12 protein-coding genes, 1 pseudogene, 1 riboswitch and 1 other annotated feature are annotated in these 16,522 nt (G+C 34.2%); of the genes and pseudogenes, 4 read left to right on the plus strand and 9 right to left on the minus strand.

The window, feature by feature from the left end; translation table 11 throughout:
• Positions 1-103: 103 nt before the first annotated feature.
• Genes MHH71_RS06705 through MHH71_RS06715 form a run of 3 tightly spaced genes read right to left on the minus strand, consistent with a single transcriptional unit; the run spans position 104 to position 3,265 of the window.
• Positions 104-1,735 carry a YndJ family protein gene (locus MHH71_RS06705; RefSeq protein WP_033798802.1) on the minus strand — a complete coding sequence of 544 codons (1,632 nt, stop codon included), beginning with the start codon at positions 1,733-1,735 and terminating at the stop codon, positions 104-106.
• Entirely contained in the window at positions 1,732-2,352 is a 621-nt protein-coding gene (locus MHH71_RS06710; RefSeq protein WP_006094430.1) for a DUF4166 domain-containing protein, read from the minus strand. The genes MHH71_RS06705 and MHH71_RS06710 overlap by 4 nt, the downstream gene beginning before the upstream one ends.
• A 4-nt stretch (positions 2,353-2,356) precedes the next feature.
• Positions 2,357-3,265, minus strand: a complete 909-nt coding sequence (locus MHH71_RS06715) for a DoxX-like family protein (protein WP_033798801.1) — start codon at positions 3,263-3,265, stop codon at positions 2,357-2,359.
• A 200-nt stretch (positions 3,266-3,465) separates the two neighbouring features.
• A riboswitch (Lysine riboswitch) is annotated at positions 3,466-3,652 on the plus strand.
• A 230-nt stretch (positions 3,653-3,882) separates the two neighbouring features.
• On the opposite strand from MHH71_RS06715, the gene MHH71_RS06720 reads away from it, so the two are divergent.
• The 3 genes from MHH71_RS06720 to MHH71_RS06730 all read left to right on the plus strand — a co-directional run bounded on the left by MHH71_RS06720 (position 3,883) and on the right by MHH71_RS06730 (position 7,064).
• Positions 3,883-5,112 carry an aspartate kinase gene (locus tag MHH71_RS06720; RefSeq protein ID WP_006094428.1) on the plus strand — a complete coding sequence of 410 codons (1,230 nt, stop codon included), beginning with the start codon at positions 3,883-3,885 and terminating at the stop codon, positions 5,110-5,112.
• Positions 5,113-5,256: 144 nt separating this feature from the next.
• Positions 5,257-5,976 (plus strand): response regulator transcription factor, encoded by a 720-nt coding sequence (locus MHH71_RS06725; RefSeq protein WP_033798800.1) that lies wholly within the window; start codon positions 5,257-5,259, stop codon positions 5,974-5,976.
• Positions 5,973-7,064: a sensor histidine kinase gene (locus tag MHH71_RS06730; protein WP_033798799.1), complete on the plus strand. Its 1,092-nt coding sequence runs from the start codon at positions 5,973-5,975 to the stop codon at positions 7,062-7,064. The genes MHH71_RS06725 and MHH71_RS06730 overlap by 4 nt, the downstream gene beginning before the upstream one ends.
• Before the next feature lie 188 nt (positions 7,065-7,252).
• On the opposite strand, the gene cyoE is transcribed toward MHH71_RS06730, so the two are convergent.
• The 6 genes and pseudogenes from cyoE to asnA form a co-directional block, all read right to left on the minus strand.
• The gene (gene cyoE, locus MHH71_RS06735; protein ID WP_033798798.1) at positions 7,253-8,176 is read right to left on the minus strand and encodes a heme o synthase; all 924 of its coding nucleotides are present in this window, start codon (positions 8,174-8,176) and stop codon (positions 7,253-7,255) included.
• 259 nt (positions 8,177-8,435) lie between these two features.
• Positions 8,436-9,254, minus strand: coding sequence for a DUF4097 family beta strand repeat-containing protein (locus tag MHH71_RS06740; RefSeq protein ID WP_033798797.1), 819 nt, complete (start codon positions 9,252-9,254; stop codon positions 8,436-8,438).
• A 21-nt stretch (positions 9,255-9,275) separates the two neighbouring features.
• Positions 9,276-10,796, minus strand: coding sequence for a hypothetical protein (locus MHH71_RS06745; protein ID WP_006094423.1), 1,521 nt, complete (start codon positions 10,794-10,796; stop codon positions 9,276-9,278).
• Positions 10,797-10,833: 37 nt separating this feature from the next.
• A pseudogene (locus tag MHH71_RS06750) lies at positions 10,834-11,723 on the minus strand (ABC transporter ATP-binding protein).
• A 294-nt stretch (positions 11,724-12,017) separates the two neighbouring features.
• Positions 12,018-14,033: a class I SAM-dependent methyltransferase gene (locus MHH71_RS06755; protein WP_033798796.1), complete on the minus strand. Its 2,016-nt coding sequence runs from the start codon at positions 14,031-14,033 to the stop codon at positions 12,018-12,020.
• Positions 14,034-14,409: 376 nt separating this feature from the next.
• Positions 14,410-15,393, minus strand: a complete 984-nt coding sequence (gene asnA / locus MHH71_RS06760; RefSeq protein ID WP_006094420.1) for an aspartate--ammonia ligase — start codon at positions 15,391-15,393, stop codon at positions 14,410-14,412.
• 70 nt (positions 15,394-15,463) lie between these two features.
• Positions 15,464-15,724, minus strand: a binding site (T-box leader).
• Positions 15,725-16,327: 603 nt separating this feature from the next.
• On the opposite strand from asnA, the gene MHH71_RS06765 reads away from it, so the two are divergent.
• The gene (locus MHH71_RS06765; protein WP_003196698.1) at positions 16,328-16,465 is read left to right on the plus strand and encodes a DUF3934 family protein; all 138 of its coding nucleotides are present in this window, start codon (positions 16,328-16,330) and stop codon (positions 16,463-16,465) included.
• Positions 16,466-16,522: the final 57 nt, after the last annotated feature.

Genomic DNA, 16,522 nt, shown 5'->3' on the forward strand with positions numbered 1-16,522 from the left:
TATCCCCTTCCTCTAAATATCTTCCTTCTTTTTCCTTTTATTATAACATTTATTTTTTCTTTCTTTTCTAATAATTTAGTTTTTAGATATATCAAAAAAAATTTCAACGACATCTCCCTTCCGTTCTCTCAATCTCATAATCAATCTCTAAAAACCTCACACCAAACACCCACATTTGATGGTGCGCTGTCAAAATCTGATCAGTTTTTTCTTTTATCGTAAAAGTCTCAGCTAACGGTAATCGAATCGTAAAGAAAGGGGTATGTAAATAAATCCCTTCGTCTCCTTTTGTACTCTCTCTTAACTGACTAGTAATGATAAGATCTTTGTTATCATTACGTAATTTTAAAATACCCGTCATATTAGAAAATGGTAGCGGCAAAGCAATATTCATATATGTATCTCCTCTATATGTATGCTGTGAATAAAGAGCTACAAAGATCGTTTCATCCTGCTCATTTTTTCGAATCCATGCCCTCACATCTTCTCTACCATCTCGTTCACCTTTTACCGCAATGATATTACCATACATAGCTTCCCATCTATTTCCCATTCCTAAATGAATTTGCTGTATATGTCTACTTATTTTTTCATAGAGAAAGGCAAAGGGCCGAAACCAACGAGACCACTTAATGTTTGCTTTTAATTGATAATTTTTCGTATGCTCATAAAAATCAATGATAAGTGGAGATACTTTTCTTTCATCAAACCCCATACTATGAAAATCACTCATTTGCTCTACAAGACCTGTATACTCTTTCTTCTTTATGAAATCCTGTTGCAAGAAAAGCGTTTCCCCCACTTTCATCTTCCCTTTGATACGACTCATCGGTTTTCCATAATGAATGTAAGCTGGCACATTCTTTTCAATCATCCAGCCAATAAAAGCAGGCAATGTTACACCAATTCCATTCACAACACCATGAATCCAAACCATTTGCGTAATTGTGATCGTCATAACTTGCTTAAAGTTCCCATATGAGTATACTAACGAAAATAAAATCGTTATCATAAGTGTACTCGATGAAATGATAAGAAGGATTTTTGCAATTATCGAAGTGAATTTTGTTTTCCATACATAAACACCATAAGCATAAAGTGAGATGAGATAAATTAATACCGCGAAGAACTCGAATGTTCTTGAATAAGTAATACCAATCGCTACTGTCATCGGTGAAATAACAATAATAACCGTGATAAATTTATATAGTTTACTTTTCTTTTGTTGCTTTCTCCCAAGTAAACCTACAGATAAGGGTAGTAAAAAGGCTGAATAATGAAAGTGAGCTGCTGTAAGCAAAACAATATCTGAACTAAACTGCATAATGGATATATTTGCTACAGAGGCAAAGAACCAAAAACCACCTAAAAACAAATAAATAAATCCGCTATCAATTGCCATCTCTTCTAACGGCTTCCATCCTCTTTCTAGTAACCTACTTACGCCGAATAATGCAATAATGCCTGTATATATAAACCAAATCACTGCAAATAAAAAATAATCTGTTATGAAGGCAAGCATCGCACTGATTGCAGCAACCGGATAAAGTAACAATACAAGTTTATAAAATAAAACCTGTGATCCATCTCTTTTTTCCTTATCAACAATGCATAATGACATTGGTATAAATAAAAAAACAGATAACACTATGATACATTCAACGGGATTTAATTTCGGCCATTCCAATATAATAAAAACCATATAACAAATAAGGCCAAGAATTATATTTTTCATCTAGTCTGATCCCTTTCTACAAACGTTCCCTTATATGAGAAAAGCGGGCCAAATAATGGATTTCGCACTTGAACATGAATTTTGTAACAGTTTAATACATCATCATAGCTCTCTATAACTTTCGCCTCTCCATATAAAAATTTGGGTAGTGGTATTTTCTTCCCAAGTATGTAAAACCATTGTTTTTTTGATGAGATATGCATTGCTCCTTCTTCATCAACATAAAAGGCAAGTGTTGATACGAGCAAATACGGTTCACCAAAGTAATCAATAATTTCATTCTGTTTTGTATTCAGGTACATAACGGCATTGAAATAACGTTTTTTGTTATCAAATCGAAACATCCGATTCCACCTTACAAAAACATTTCCTTTCGCATCCTCTTCAGCAATATTATGTATTGTAAACGGTACTTCTTTTCCTCTTTCTGAAAAGAACATGCGAAACTTAGATGCAACTCTTAAAAGCATTTTGACAAGAAACGATCCTTCATCAATTTCATCCATTTTCCCTTCACCTATAAAACTATTGTTTTCCGTAATTGCATAACGTTTTTGTAATTTCGGGTGTAGCTGCTGATAAGATTCTCCTAATAATACTTCATAGATGCTAGCCACGCATTTACCCCCTTCTTTTTCTCTTACAATTTTTCGCTCTTGGTAAATCACTACTGTTCATATACCCAATAATTGATAATCCAATTAATATAAAATTTAAGGCAATGGGGTTAAATGGTTGGATAAAACTCAAAATATTTGTGAATCCTGCTACTATGGTTAGACCAATTAAAATAATAATGTGCAGCAGCAATAACTTCTGTTTTTGAAACGGCAACAACCATATGATCCCGAATCCTATTTCTAAAAAACCAATTATTTTAAGCGAAAGAATGCTATTTTCGTTTGAACCAATAAGTACAGAAAGCATCTGTACCTCTTCTGGGTGATTAAATAATACTTTTGGCATAAGCCCTTGATACATCCATACAAAAGAAAGTAAAAAACAAATAAGCCAATACGTAATCGATTTTCTTATTAACAAGCGAGGATGCAACCCTTTTTCTAACCATAATTTTAAAGCATCAAAGCTCCATGCTGTCGCCCATCCTAATAGCGGCCGAAATACATATGAATCTATAATCCTCCCTACACCACCAAATCTCGTCTCATAATCATACTGCGTTTCAAAGCAAATCATTTCTCCATTCGGTGTATATTTCCAATAGCCTCTTCCTATTTGTATCAATGAAAGTCTATTGTCTGTCCAAAATTTTAGCGAAGATATTCTTTCTCCTGTTTCCTTTTGGAATTCCCCTACCGATTCCCCTTCACCAACTATTTCAAGCCCAAAACCGATTTTTGTTTTGTATAAAAAACGTTGTGGTTCATCATCTTGTTTCTCTAAATATGATATTTCAGTAAAGCGAGCATCCCACTCTGTATGTAACATCGGATCTTGCGTATACTTCCATAATTCATCCATTGATGTTACCATTTCTGTTTGAACATAAATCGGTTTCTGCCTCTTCATCCTCTCTCCCTCCACTCCCTCTATATCACTAATGTATACGTAAAATTCGATTCTATCTATATTTTTCAAATAATTCTTTCATTACACAAAGAGACTTAATTTTCAAAATATTAACAAAGCACTTGATTTCCTAAAATATTTTAATTATTATAAAACAAATGTTACCAAACAACTTTATAAACCAAACACTCTCGCCCAAAACGTGAGATAGAGGTTGCAACGCTTATAAGTATTCTAAAGGAGACACAGAGATGTCGATGAATTTAGAAAAAAGGAAGTGTTGCCGAAATTAATAAATTTCTCTGCATTTATTAATTGGGGCTGTTTTCGAATAGAAACAGAACTGTCATATGTACAGACGTGTATATATGAAGAGCTATCTACAAAAAAGAGGTATCATGCTTTATATGATATTCTTTTTTGGCGGTTTTTTTATTAGCTCCTTTTTCTGTTTCCCTTTTCCTGTAACAGCACCATCCTCCCCTATTTGAGATGGTGTTTTTTTGTTTTTCTTTCCGGTAACTACAGGAATATTTAGGGACTTATACATCTCTCTTATATGTTTTTTACACCTTTCCTGATTAATTAATAAAAATGGATGAAAGAAGGAATTTGTAATGGAAACGATTGTTCAAAAATTCGGTGGTACTTCTGTCGGAAGTATTCAGCGCATTCAACATGTAGCAAATTTAATTATTGAAGAATATGAACGAGGGAACGGTGTTGTTACAGTTGTATCTGCAATGGGAAAAAGCACAGATGAGCTTGTCGCACTTGCTACTGCTATTACCGAAAATCCGAGTAAACGTGAAATGGACATGCTTTTAACAACTGGCGAACAAGTTACCATTTCTTTATTAACAATGGCGCTGCAAGCAAAAGGATACGACGCTATTTCACTAACTGGGTGGCAAGCTGGTATTACGACTGAATCTGTACATGGAAGTGCAAGAATCTCTGATATTAATACTGAACGTATTCAATCCCTTTTACAAGAAGGAACAATTGTAATCGTTGCTGGCTTCCAAGGACTAAGTAAAGAGAACGAAATTACCACACTAGGCCGCGGTGGTTCTGATACAACTGCTGTTGCATTAGCAGCTGCGCTGAAAGCGAAAAAATGTGATATTTACACAGACGTAACAGGTGTATACACGACTGATCCACGCGTTGTAAAAGACGCATATAAATTAGATGAAATTTCTTATGATGAAATGTTAGAGCTCGCAAATCTTGGTGCTGGTGTACTGCATCCACGTGCTGTTGAATTCGCGAAAAATCATAACGTAGTTTTAGAAGTTCGTTCAAGTATGGAACAAGAAAACGGAACAATTGTAAGGGGAGAATGTAACATGGAACAACAATCAATCGTAAAAGGTATTGCATTTGAAGATAATATTACACGCGTAACAATTAAAGGATTAGAACAAGGAGCACTTTCAACTGTTTTCTCTACGTTGGCTACCGCTCACATTAATGTTGATATTATTATTCAAAGTATTACAAATGAAGGTACTGTACATCTATCCTTCTCTATTCATTCGGGTGACTTAAGAGAAACATTAGAAGTATTAGAACAAAATCAAGAAGCACTTCACTATAGATCTGTAGAATATGAAAATCATCTAGCAAAAGTATCAATTGTTGGATCCGGCATGGTATCCAATCCAGGTGTTGCCGCTGACATGTTCTCTACATTAAAAGACGAAAATATTCATATTAAAATGGTAAGTACATCTGAAATTAAAGTATCTGTTGTCATTGATCGCCTACATTTAGTAGATGGTGTAGAAGCTCTTCATCAATCTTTTATGGCAAAAATTGAACCGATGGTACAAATGAATTAATTTCATTTTCAAAAATAACAACAAGGAATATTTCTTTGTTGTTATTTTTTTATCTAGCAAAATAGTATTATGTTACACTATTACATGTGAAATATTTTCCAAATCATTTTAATGAGACAAAAAACATGTAAAGGCGGATACATAATGAGAACAGAAAATATTCTTTTAGTAGATGACGAGCAAGGTATACTAGATATGTTGGTACTAACCTTAAAGAAAGAAAATTTTATTCATGTAACAACCGCTCTAAACGGAAGTGAGACGTTAAACTTAGTTAAAAATCATCCATTCGATATTATCTTACTCGATGTTATGCTACCAGATATAGACGGCTTCGAATTATGTAGACAAATACGAAACTATACAAATACCCCTATTCTATTTGTGACAGCGCGCTCTAGTGACTTAGATAAATTAACAGGCCTCGGAATTGGTGGGGATGATTACATAACAAAACCATTTAATCCTTTAGAAGTAGCTGCTCGAATTAACGTACAATTACGCGGACAAAGTATGCTGCTAAATAACCGCCAAGCAGAACATTCAAACTTACATTTTGAATCCTTTTCTCTATATCCAAGCGAGGGACTGATAACAGTAAACGGAAAATCTGTACATTGCACTGCTAAAGAACTAGAATTACTTACTTTCTTATGCACACATCCAAATCGGATTTTTACAGCTGAGCAATTATATGAACAAGTGTGGGGACTTACTTCTATGGGTGATGATAAAACAGTAGTCATGCATATTTCTAAATTACGTAAAAAAATAGAAGAAGATCCTAAATCCCCTACATACATTGTTAATTTGAGAGGAATTGGCTATAAATTTATCCCGCATACTAAGGAGCAACAAAAATGAAAATTGGTTTCCGACTAGGCTTTCATTTTATTCGTAGTTTATTTATCGGTACTTTTTTTATGGGGATTTTCATGGCCATCTTCATGGAAGGCATACTACCTCTTATCGGAATAAGCAAAGAGAACAAAGACACGGAAGCTCTTATCGTTTTTTGCCTCTTTGTATGTACTCTTATTTTAGGCGCTATTTTATATGGATGGCATATCGGGAAACCTTTATTTCGAATAATTTCATGGATTAACCATCTAGCAGAAGGCTCTTATGTAACCCCAGAAAGTACGAAACAAATGTACAATAAAAAAACAGGAAAATTAAAAGGCCCTTATCGCTTATATAAAGACGTCTTTCTAAATATAGAACATTTAACAAATAGATTACGAGAAATAGAGAATGAACGAGAACAACTTGAGAAAATGAAACGCGAATGGATGGCAGGAATCTCTCATGATTTAAAGACACCTCTCACTTATATTACAGGATACAGTGCACTTATGTTATCACCCGACCATGAATGGAGTGAGGAAGAAAAAGAGAAGTTTCTGCAAGAGATTCAACAAAAAGGGGACCATATGAAGGAGTTAATTGAAGACTTAAACCTCTCGTTCCGCCTTCATGATTCACAAATCCCGCTAAAAAAAGAAGAAATAAATATCATTGAATTTACAAGAAGAATGATAGCTGATATGACAAATGATCCACGATCTGAACACTATCATTTTAGCTTTCACGCAGACAAAACGAACATTATTATTCCTATTGATACAAAATTACTACATCGCTCTTTGCAAAATTTATTTATGAACGCCGTTTTACATAACCCTGTAGAAACAAAGATCCATACCTCGATTCTATTAGAGGACACTGTACATATTATAATAGAAGATACTGGCGTCGGTATGGATGAAATGACAGTTCAAAATCTATTTAAACAGTACTACCGAGGTACAACTACAAACGTTTCAAATGAAGGAACTGGTTTAGGAATGGCTATCGCCCAAAAAATTATAACGGCACATGGTGGAACCATTCAAGTAGACAGTGAAATAGAAAAAGGAACAACGATTCATATTACCCTTCCAACTCTATAGTACTTATTATCGACAAAAATATAGTTTTATTAAAGTGACGATTACTTTCGTTCAATTTAGTAGAACAAACGTAAGTAAAATTTATTCACACGCTAAAAAACCAATCTCTCATTCTAATACACGAGAAATTGGTTTTTTTATTCTTTACAAATTAAATCGTTCTAAAACTTTTCATTCGTTACCTATATTCATCTTCCAAAAAAGACACCTATAAGGGAATAGATAATGATCGTTGAAAATAAAATCGTCATATGGAAAAGAGAAAAAATAAACAATGATTTTGCCCATTTCTCTGAATCCATCTTTTTATAACCATAAATGCTTAAAACAAGCCATAAAGTACTTAAAAGAAGCGCTACTAGCATAAGACCAATGCTTAAAGATCCTAAAAGAACACTTATTCCAATTAAAACAATTAAATAGATATTCGTTTGTATATATGTTCTTTTAACACCTTTGACTACTGGAAGCATCGGAACCTTTGCAGCCTTATACTCATCATGTTTGCGAATAGCTATGGCGTAAAAATGAGGCATTTGCCAAATAACCATTATGATAAAAAGCCCAATAATAGCCGGATGCATTATATCCGGATAAATAGCAGCCCAGCCAATGAGTGGTGGCATTGCCCCTGAAACACTTCCAATTTCTGTGTTGTAAATTGTTCTTCTCTTACTCCACATTGTATACGGTACAACATACAAAAATAAGCCTAAAAACCCTAATAAGGCTGCTAAATATGTGGTTAGTGCAAGAAATACTAACCCGGAGATTGTCATCAATATTCCAAGCCATAATACAGCCTTAGGGCTTATTTCTCCGGTTACAGTTGGTCTCTTTTTGGTTCTCTCCATAATCGAATCAATATCACGATCATACAGATTATTAAAAGCCCCTGCTGCACCTATGATTAAAATAGAACCGATGAAAGCAAATATAATCTCTGGAATTTTCTCAAACGGGCTAATCTTATATTTATATAAAGCCAATGTTAACCCAGCAAACATTGGGACCAAATTCGATTTAATAATTCCGGTTTTAACCGTTTGGGCTAAAATGTTCGATAACTGTCGTTTCGAATTCGAATTTGTTAATTCTTTTTTCCTTCGCATGACACCCTGTACTCCTTTTCATTAGACGTTTTTACCATGTATATAGTATTAATATACTCCCCGGTATATTAATACTATATGATATTCCTGTCAAGAAAAAGAGAGTATACAGTGCACCGATGAAGAGCAATCTAGAATAATTTAAAAAGTTTAAATAAACACACCTATAAAGAGATTTATACTGTACAAACATATTCTAAGTAGAGCGAGAGTATCAGTATCCATTCAGAATGTATCTTTCATAATCGAACTTTATTTTTTAAAGCTGTTTCACACTCTCATTACGTTTCAACTCAATCGTTCCTGTCATAGACTGCACCGTTAACTTTGTATCATTCCCTTTTCCAGTTCCTATACGACCTTTTACCTTATGATTGTTTCCTTTTTCACCAGTTGAAAGTGAAAATTCATTTTTTATTTGGCCCGCACGCGTTGACAAGTCAACCTCTAGATTTTTTGGCTCTCTCTTAAAGTTTATATTTATATGAGATGATTCGGTTTTTATTTTACTTTCATTTTTTAAATTTGAAACAGAGGATACATTCACCTCTCCCGTATCGTTTTGAATATCGAAGCTTCCTTCCACTCCCTGTAACGTAATCCCTCCTGATTTGGAAACTCCTTTTATATTGTTTCCTTTATACTCTTTTATTGTCATATCACTTGAATCGCTATACAAATTCAATTGTTCAGATGCTATATTTTCACCTATTACCTCACCTGACTCTGTTTTAACATCTATTTTTTTATATGTTTTTTCAGGAAGGTATATATGCACAGTAGCTGTTTTTAAATTTACAATGGATGAAGAGTGTTCTGTAATAACTTCTAATTTCTCTCCATTCTCTTTCACTTTTACATCTTTTATCTCTCCTATATCAACTTTAATATCTGTTTCTGTTGTAGAATGGAGTTTAATATTTTCTCCTACTGTTTTTATATAAATCTCATTTATATTTTTCACGGCGAACTGTTTGGAGACTGGCGCTTCACTCTCTTTTGTACCACAAGCCACTATACTTAAACTCATTAGACTTATAGATGAAAATAAATATATTTTCTCTTTGATTCCCTTCATTACATCACCCCTCTTGACTACTTACTTGAATATTAGCCGTAGCCTTCCCATTTGCTGTAACTGCCCAATTAATGCAATACTTAGCAATAAGATAGATAACCCCATATACAAAATAGCGTATGATGTTGATATTCCTAAGAAGTCTACATATGGAAGATGATTCACTGGCCCTAAATACCATAAAAGTATATACATGACTTCAAACAATTTATGCGTTCGGCTCCACACTCCAAATACTAACGCTAGCGTTGGAATGAACACTATACCGCTAAGCCAAGAAAACAAGAATGAAATATCTTCAATTAATATAAATTGAATGATAAGACCACTGGAGATAATGAGACCCACGATAACACCTGAAATCCATGTTGCAAAAAACTTATACAATGGGGAACAACTCGAAATAATAATTTGATCCGTACCATAGTATTTTTCTCTCGTCATCATCTGTGACCAAATTGCAATTGGCCAAATTATAATAATAGGTAGCCATCCTTTTGATATATCTACCGGACATATCAATCCAAATGCTATAAGCCCAATCGCAATTACATACCACCAAATCGTAAACCCTTTTAACATAATCGATAGCTCCGCTTTAATTAAACGAAACATACTAATGCTCTTTGTTTTCGTTATAGAAGTGAATATAAAAGAGTTATGATTTTGTTCATTCACAGCGATTGTTTTCTTATTCCCTTCAACCTCTCTTACCTTTTCCTTTACTTTGGTAAATGTAAGAAATCTATTAAACACAAGGGACGTTAGCCAAATTAGTAACATCGCCATTCCAATCCAAACCAAACTTGTTACAAGCATTTCTGCATCCCAAGTCAATCCATCCCAGTGAAATGTTTTAATCTTTCCCTCTACCGGGTTATACCCGAATCCTCCACCATTTGTTTCTCTTAAAAATTCATATTCTCTCATTGCATCATGTATCATATCAGAACGAATGATTCCTAAACCAAATACATCTAAATAACGATTTGACATTTCAAACGACATAATCGCTAATAACACCCACAAGAAAAAGAACACAATATTGCCTACTACACCTTTTAGACCAGGAAACACATCAAAAAAAATTGTGAATGCCGCTAGAAGCAATAATGAAGGAAATACAATATAAAAGAGTGGATATAAATAACCACCTAATTGAAACGAAAGGTCTTCCCCACGTATAAATTGCATTACCATAAAAGCAATGATAAATACCGTCTCAATGACCACTAAAACAATAAAATTAGAAATCGTTTTACTAAAAATATATTGAAATTTACTTATAGGTGAAGCGGCAATCAATTGCCCTACTCCTAACTGTTGATCGTCTGAAATTTGACTTCTTAACATATAAAAACCAAGCAACCAAATAAATAAAGTAGAAGTCATTGCTCCCATACCACCAAGCCAATTTGAATTATATACTCCTCTAACTCCACCAAGATAAAATATTTCATAGCCTGCTGAAGCTGCTGGCACACAAGCATATCCCAAAAAAATCGTTAATCCAATTACAATTAGAAATGGATAACTTCTCATTTGTCTAATTAAATTGTTTTTAATGAAATAAAATAGATTATATACATTGTTCAATTTTATGCCCTCCTTTCGAAGAAACATAATATAAGTAAGCATCCTCAAGAGAGGCTGCGATTATATGTGCTTTAGCACTAGGCGCATTGCTGGAAACGATGCGTGCATGAATTCCATCACTCCGGTGAATCGCGCTGCTTACTATATATTTCTTTTGAACATGATGTAACTCAGAAGCTGGTATAACCCACTCCCATACTTTCCCTCTACATGCTTTAATAGTTGTTCAGGTCTCATATGAGCTAATACATTTCCTTTTGATAATAAAGCAATATCTGTCGCAATTGATTCAATATCCGTTACAATATGCGTCGATAAAATAACCATTCTATCCGTAGAAAGACTAGATAATAAATTTCTAAATCTAATTCTTTCTTCAGGATCCAATCCTACTGTCGGCTCATCTACAATCAATAATTTCGGATCATTTAATAGCGCCTGTGCAATTCCAACTCTTTGCCGCATTCCACCTGAATAGCCACCTAATAGTCGTTTCCGGTCATTCATTAAGTTCAGCGCTTCAAGCAATTCATTGATCCGCTTTTTTGAAGAGCTCATTGATAAACCTTTCATCGCTGCTATATACTCTAGAAATTCGACCGCGTTCATATTTGGATATACACCAAAGTCTTGCGGTAAATATCCGAGCTCTGAACGTAACAACTTCGGTTTCTTTTGAATATTTTCCCCATCCCATATCACACTACCATTCGTCGGTTGTTCAATTGTTGCTAACATACGCATAAGTGTAGACTTCCCCGCACCGTTCGGGCCTAAAAGTCCTAATACTCCTGGTTTTAAATGTAAACTACAATCATTCAATGCTATTTTCTCACCATATTTTTTTGTTACGTGGTCAATTATTAATTCCATCACGTTACCTCCTCACTTTATGAAACAAGTGTAAATTTTTATCACTTACGTTTTCTTATTTTCATTGTAGGTGGTGAAAGTAAAATCTAAGTAAAATCTAGGAAAAATTAGTTTAAAATATAAAACTAGTAAACATAATTTCTAAAGCTCAATTTATACATGCTCATAAAAAAAGATTCCGAAACAGATTATATGTAAATCCGTTTCAGAATCTTTTCTGGAACGAGGCAGCGAAATCGAATTTTGCTAGCCCCATCTTCTATCTTTTAAGTAAAAAACATGATTCCGTCTCTTTTATCTTTTCTCAAACACAATCAAACATGTACTATTCGGCAATGCTATTTGTTCACCATGTTCATCATACAATGTAACCTTTTGCGATAAATGTTCTATATAACCTTCTAGAAGGTACTGCTTGGCCTCAATTACTTTTACATTCTCTGAACCTACAACACTCTCTACAAAATCAATATATTCTTGAAGTGTGAATACACCAAATTGTTCTTGCACCTCATGTGGATACGCTTCTTCTCCCCACGTATACGTATATAAAAATTCCATTGCATCATTAACTGGCATTCTTACTCGATCCACATCTAATATATTCACCTTAATTTGTCGCCCTTGAAAATCACGTTGATAATTTTTTAAGAAAGGCATAGCGGTTTCATCATGAAAATGTAATTCACACCATTCTTTACTTTCTGTCTTTACTCCATCACGAATAATCCAACGTCCTCCAGAAGTCAATACTCGAAATACACTTCTCACTAGACGTTCCATTGTCGCAACATTAAATTTCTTACCATCTGTTTCTCCGTAAGAAAAAATCTCATGATTTACTGAACCACAATGAACTGTAGAAATACTTTCCGGATGGAATGTATCTGCAAGATGTAAAGCATCGCCTAGTGTAACTTCCCAGTTGTAGCCTTTTTCGTATTTATCACTTGTTAACTTCTCAATTACATTTCGTGATAAATCTATTCCAATAACCGATTTATTCGGATAAACCTCTTTAAATTTATTCATCATTACGCCCCCACCGGGACCAATTTCTACTATTGTATCTCCTACTACATATGGAAGAACCACAACTTTATCATCTACACTTCCATTCATATGCGAAAGATATTCTTCCTCATTTTCCAATCGATCAAACACATCCCGGCGTAAGCCAAATATTTCACATAACATCATGACAGCTTGTTCATAATGAGCATTATTTTCTTTTTTACAGGCTAAACAAAATTCGATGAGTGTTTTTCCAACCTCACTTGTTCCAAAACCAATTGTTAATACGTTTTCAGTTTCCTTTAATTCAGGATACATTTCTGATTGAGGAATTCGACTCATATTTAGCAATTCTACTATTGATACACTTCGCAATACTTTTTCAATTGCTCGTTTCGTATAAATATTTAAGTATTTATCTCCACCTCTCTCATAATACAATGCGTCCATAAGAGGCTGGAAACTGATATGATCTATATTCTTCTGAGTAATATGTTGGTAGGCTAATGCAAATACTTTCACGAATTCTTCAAAACTAAAATGAGTTAATGCTGCTTCTACATACCAAAGGTCATAATCAAATAAAACTGTAAACATTTCTTCTAACCTATCATTCATAATTGAATCATACTCTTGAACAAAATATGTATCGTTAGGTGAAGCATTCGTACGTAACCGCCGAATTCGCTGCTTTACACTATATTCAATCAGTTCTCCGCAAAGTATTTGTTCAATACGTTCATATACCTCTTCCTTCACTCTTATCCATAACTTATCAGATACCCCGGTAATAATACATTCATTTAAAACACGAAGCACTTCACGCAGTTCATCTTTTTGAATCACACCTCGCTGCCATAATCTTACCAGTTCATCATGAGAAGTCATGGATACTTCTCCTCGTAATACTTGCCCTATTAATCCATGCGTACGAATAAGTGTAAACGTTACATCATCATATGGAAAATAGCGTCTATAAATAAAAGCTGAATCTTCGTTATGTGCTAAAAACGACACTCCTAAATCCTCCCACTTCTTGCGTTGCGTTACAGAACCACACTTCGATACTTCACTCCAGCATAATACAGTTTCTACACGAGCACGAATACCGTATGAAGCATTCATTTTTTCTAAATGCCTTAGCGTCCGTTCCACATACTCTAATATACTTCGGTAATTCCTTTCTATACTCACCAATCCATATTCTTCCAATAAAAATCCTAGCCATATATTCGCTTCTTTCGTATACATGTTTCCATTTCGTACTTCTTCTATTGCATGTAAACTATGTAACATACTTTTCTCCCCCTTTTGGTTATCCAATAAACATTCTGTCAGAGACATATATATATTAAATGCGTAACCTGTATCCTAATAGCCGAACTACTACATACATGTTATTTCAAATTTTAGTCTATCACACAATTAGTTTTTATTTTTTTGATAATGTACAGCATTCCAATTTACGAAACATAAAAAACATCCAAAAATATCATGTGTCTCTTTTTTCTGCTTTATATACCACAGAAAAAGATATCTCTTGATATTTCGGATGTTTTTTGAAGAGTTTCATACCTCAAAACTAATAAAAAGATAGAGCTAATTTAAATCATGTTTGGTAAACTTATGAATCAACAGTCCCCGTTCAAAAAATAATTCGATGCATTCTTTATTAAAACAAGTGAATGTTTTCCTTCTTACACGCTTCACGCATTTCATCAGGCCATACAGAAGTTTGAACCTCACCGATATGCGCTTTACGTAAGAAGTACATGCACATTCTTGATTGCCCAATGCCACCACCAATTGTAAGCGGGAGCACGTCTTCTAAAATTCCTTTATGGAAATCGTAATCACGTTTGAAATCTTCGCCTTTCTTCGTTAACTGTTCATCAAGTGATTTACTATCAACGCGAATTCCCATTGATGATAATTCAAATGAAGATTGCAGTACTGGATGCCAGAATAAAATATCTCCGTTTAATTTCCAATCGTCATAGTCAGATGCGCGTCCATCATGCTTTTCACCAGAGCGAAGTGCATCGCCAATTCCGATAATAAAGACTGCACCATGCTCTTTCGCAATCGCGTGCTCACGATCTTTCGGCGTTAACTCTGGATATTTATCTTCTAATTCTTGAGATGTGATAAATACGATATCTTCCGGTAAATACTTCCCAAGGAACGGATATTTTTCAAACAAATGATCTTCTAAATCTTTGAATATTCCATAAATTGTACGTACTGTTTCTTGTAAGTAATCCACTGTACGCCATTCTTTTCGAACAATTTTTTCCCAATCCCATTGGTCAACGTAAATGGAATGCGTTGCATCAAGTTCCTCATCACGGCGAATCGCGTTCATGTTTGTATATAAACCTTCACCAGCTTCGTAACCATATTCATGTAGTGCAAATCGTTTCCATTTCGCTAGTGAATGAACAATTTCTAATTCTTCTCCTGAGTGAAGCATATCAAATTCAATTGGACGTTCTACACCGTTTAGGTGATCGTTTAAACCTGATTTTTTCGTTACGAATAATGGTGCAGATACGCGGAATAGTCCAAGACGTTTTGCTAATTGATCCTCAAAAAATGTTTTAACTTCCTTAATTGCGATTTGTGTCTCTCTTACTGTCATTAATGATTGATACATGTTGGTTTCCTCCTAAAATGTTTGGATGTAGTGGAAAGAAGCCAACAAAAAAAGCCCTTCTTTCCCAAAAAACTGGGACGAAAGGCTTTGGTTCCGCGGTACCACCCAAATTAGCAACAGAGGTTGCTCACTTATTCAGTACGGAGATTAGAGAAATCTCGATACTGTTCTTCTTGTAACGGCGAAGTTTCCGGCTAAGTCTACTTTCCTTTAAAGGATTTCGGTTAGCGACTCCAGGAGGTTCTTCATAACAGGCTTCGTATCAGGCTCACACCACCCCTGACTCGCTTTGACTACATCCTACTACTACTCGTCCTTTCATAGTCGTTTTGTTGTCACATCTCTGAAACATTTTATTAATGATTATTCTATACAAAAAAACAAGAAAGTCAACAAAAAGTTTGAAAATATTTTTCAATTCTTTATTTTACGGCTTTATTGATTGTTGTAAATAAAACATCTTTATAAAGTAAAACTTTAATTAGCGGTGGGGGCTTCATCCCCTACCTATCTCCTTTGCTTTTGCTGAATTTTGAGGTGTGAATCTTACCGTTCACGAATAGCGGGATAAAATTTATCGCTTCTTTTGTGGCTTCAATCCAAAAAATAATTTACTCAACGTAACCATCATGTATATGACAAGTAGTGTAATTGTCCGAAAAACAGAATCCATTGTATTTCTCATAAATTTCATTTTCTTTATAATTTTTATCATATGTAATAACATTCTACAATTCGAATAAATCTATACAAATTTCGATAATGATTTCATAATGCATCAAATTACTTCCCATTTTATGATATACTAGAGCATTCAGTTGTTTGTTCTGATCAGCAACTGTTAGGAACAAACATAGTCATGGATCGAGATTATATTTCAAAGACATTGACTACTATCAAAGTAGATTTTCTATAATAATAACGGAGTGATTATATGAGTAAAACGAAAGCTAAAGCTAAGAAGGGGACAGGTCAAGGAACAGGAAGTAAAGGCTGGAACCGCTGGCAATCTAGCGCTAAGAAAAAGAAAAATGCGAAACCTTATAAAAGTAAAGGTACAAAAAATAGTTAACAAAAATATATGATCCACTTACTTTGCTCGAAAAAGAATGTAATTATTACGTTCATA

The organism is Bacillus sp. FSL H8-0534 (assembly GCF_038005885.1).
Taxonomy (GTDB): Bacteria; Bacillota; Bacilli; order Bacillales; family Bacillaceae_G; genus Bacillus_A; species Bacillus_A pseudomycoides.

Excerpts from the sequence above, each read along its gene's own strand:
- MHH71_RS06725 (WP_033798800.1), top strand. The coding sequence starts at position 5,257 with ATGAGAACAGAAAATATTCTTTTAGTAGATGACGAGCAAGGTATACTA.
- MHH71_RS06705 (WP_033798802.1), bottom strand. The coding sequence starts at position 1,735 with ATGAAAAATATAATTCTTGGCCTTATTTGTTATATGGTTTTTATTATA.
- MHH71_RS06755 (WP_033798796.1), bottom strand. The coding sequence starts at position 14,033 with ATGTTACATAGTTTACATGCAATAGAAGAAGTACGAAATGGAAACATG.
- MHH71_RS06765 (WP_003196698.1), top strand. The coding sequence starts at position 16,328 with ATGAGTAAAACGAAAGCTAAAGCTAAGAAGGGGACAGGTCAAGGAACA.
- MHH71_RS06740 (WP_033798797.1), bottom strand. The coding sequence starts at position 9,254 with ATGAAGGGAATCAAAGAGAAAATATATTTATTTTCATCTATAAGTCTA.
- MHH71_RS06745 (WP_006094423.1), bottom strand. The coding sequence starts at position 10,796 with ATGAGAAGTTATCCATTTCTAATTGTAATTGGATTAACGATTTTTTTG.
- asnA (WP_006094420.1), bottom strand. The coding sequence starts at position 15,393 with ATGTATCAATCATTAATGACAGTAAGAGAGACACAAATCGCAATTAAG.
- MHH71_RS06720 (WP_006094428.1), top strand. The coding sequence starts at position 3,883 with ATGGAAACGATTGTTCAAAAATTCGGTGGTACTTCTGTCGGAAGTATT.
- MHH71_RS06715 (WP_033798801.1), bottom strand. The coding sequence starts at position 3,265 with ATGAAGAGGCAGAAACCGATTTATGTTCAAACAGAAATGGTAACATCA.
- cyoE (WP_033798798.1), bottom strand. The coding sequence starts at position 8,176 with ATGCGAAGGAAAAAAGAATTAACAAATTCGAATTCGAAACGACAGTTA.
- MHH71_RS06730 (WP_033798799.1), top strand. The coding sequence starts at position 5,973 with ATGAAAATTGGTTTCCGACTAGGCTTTCATTTTATTCGTAGTTTATTT.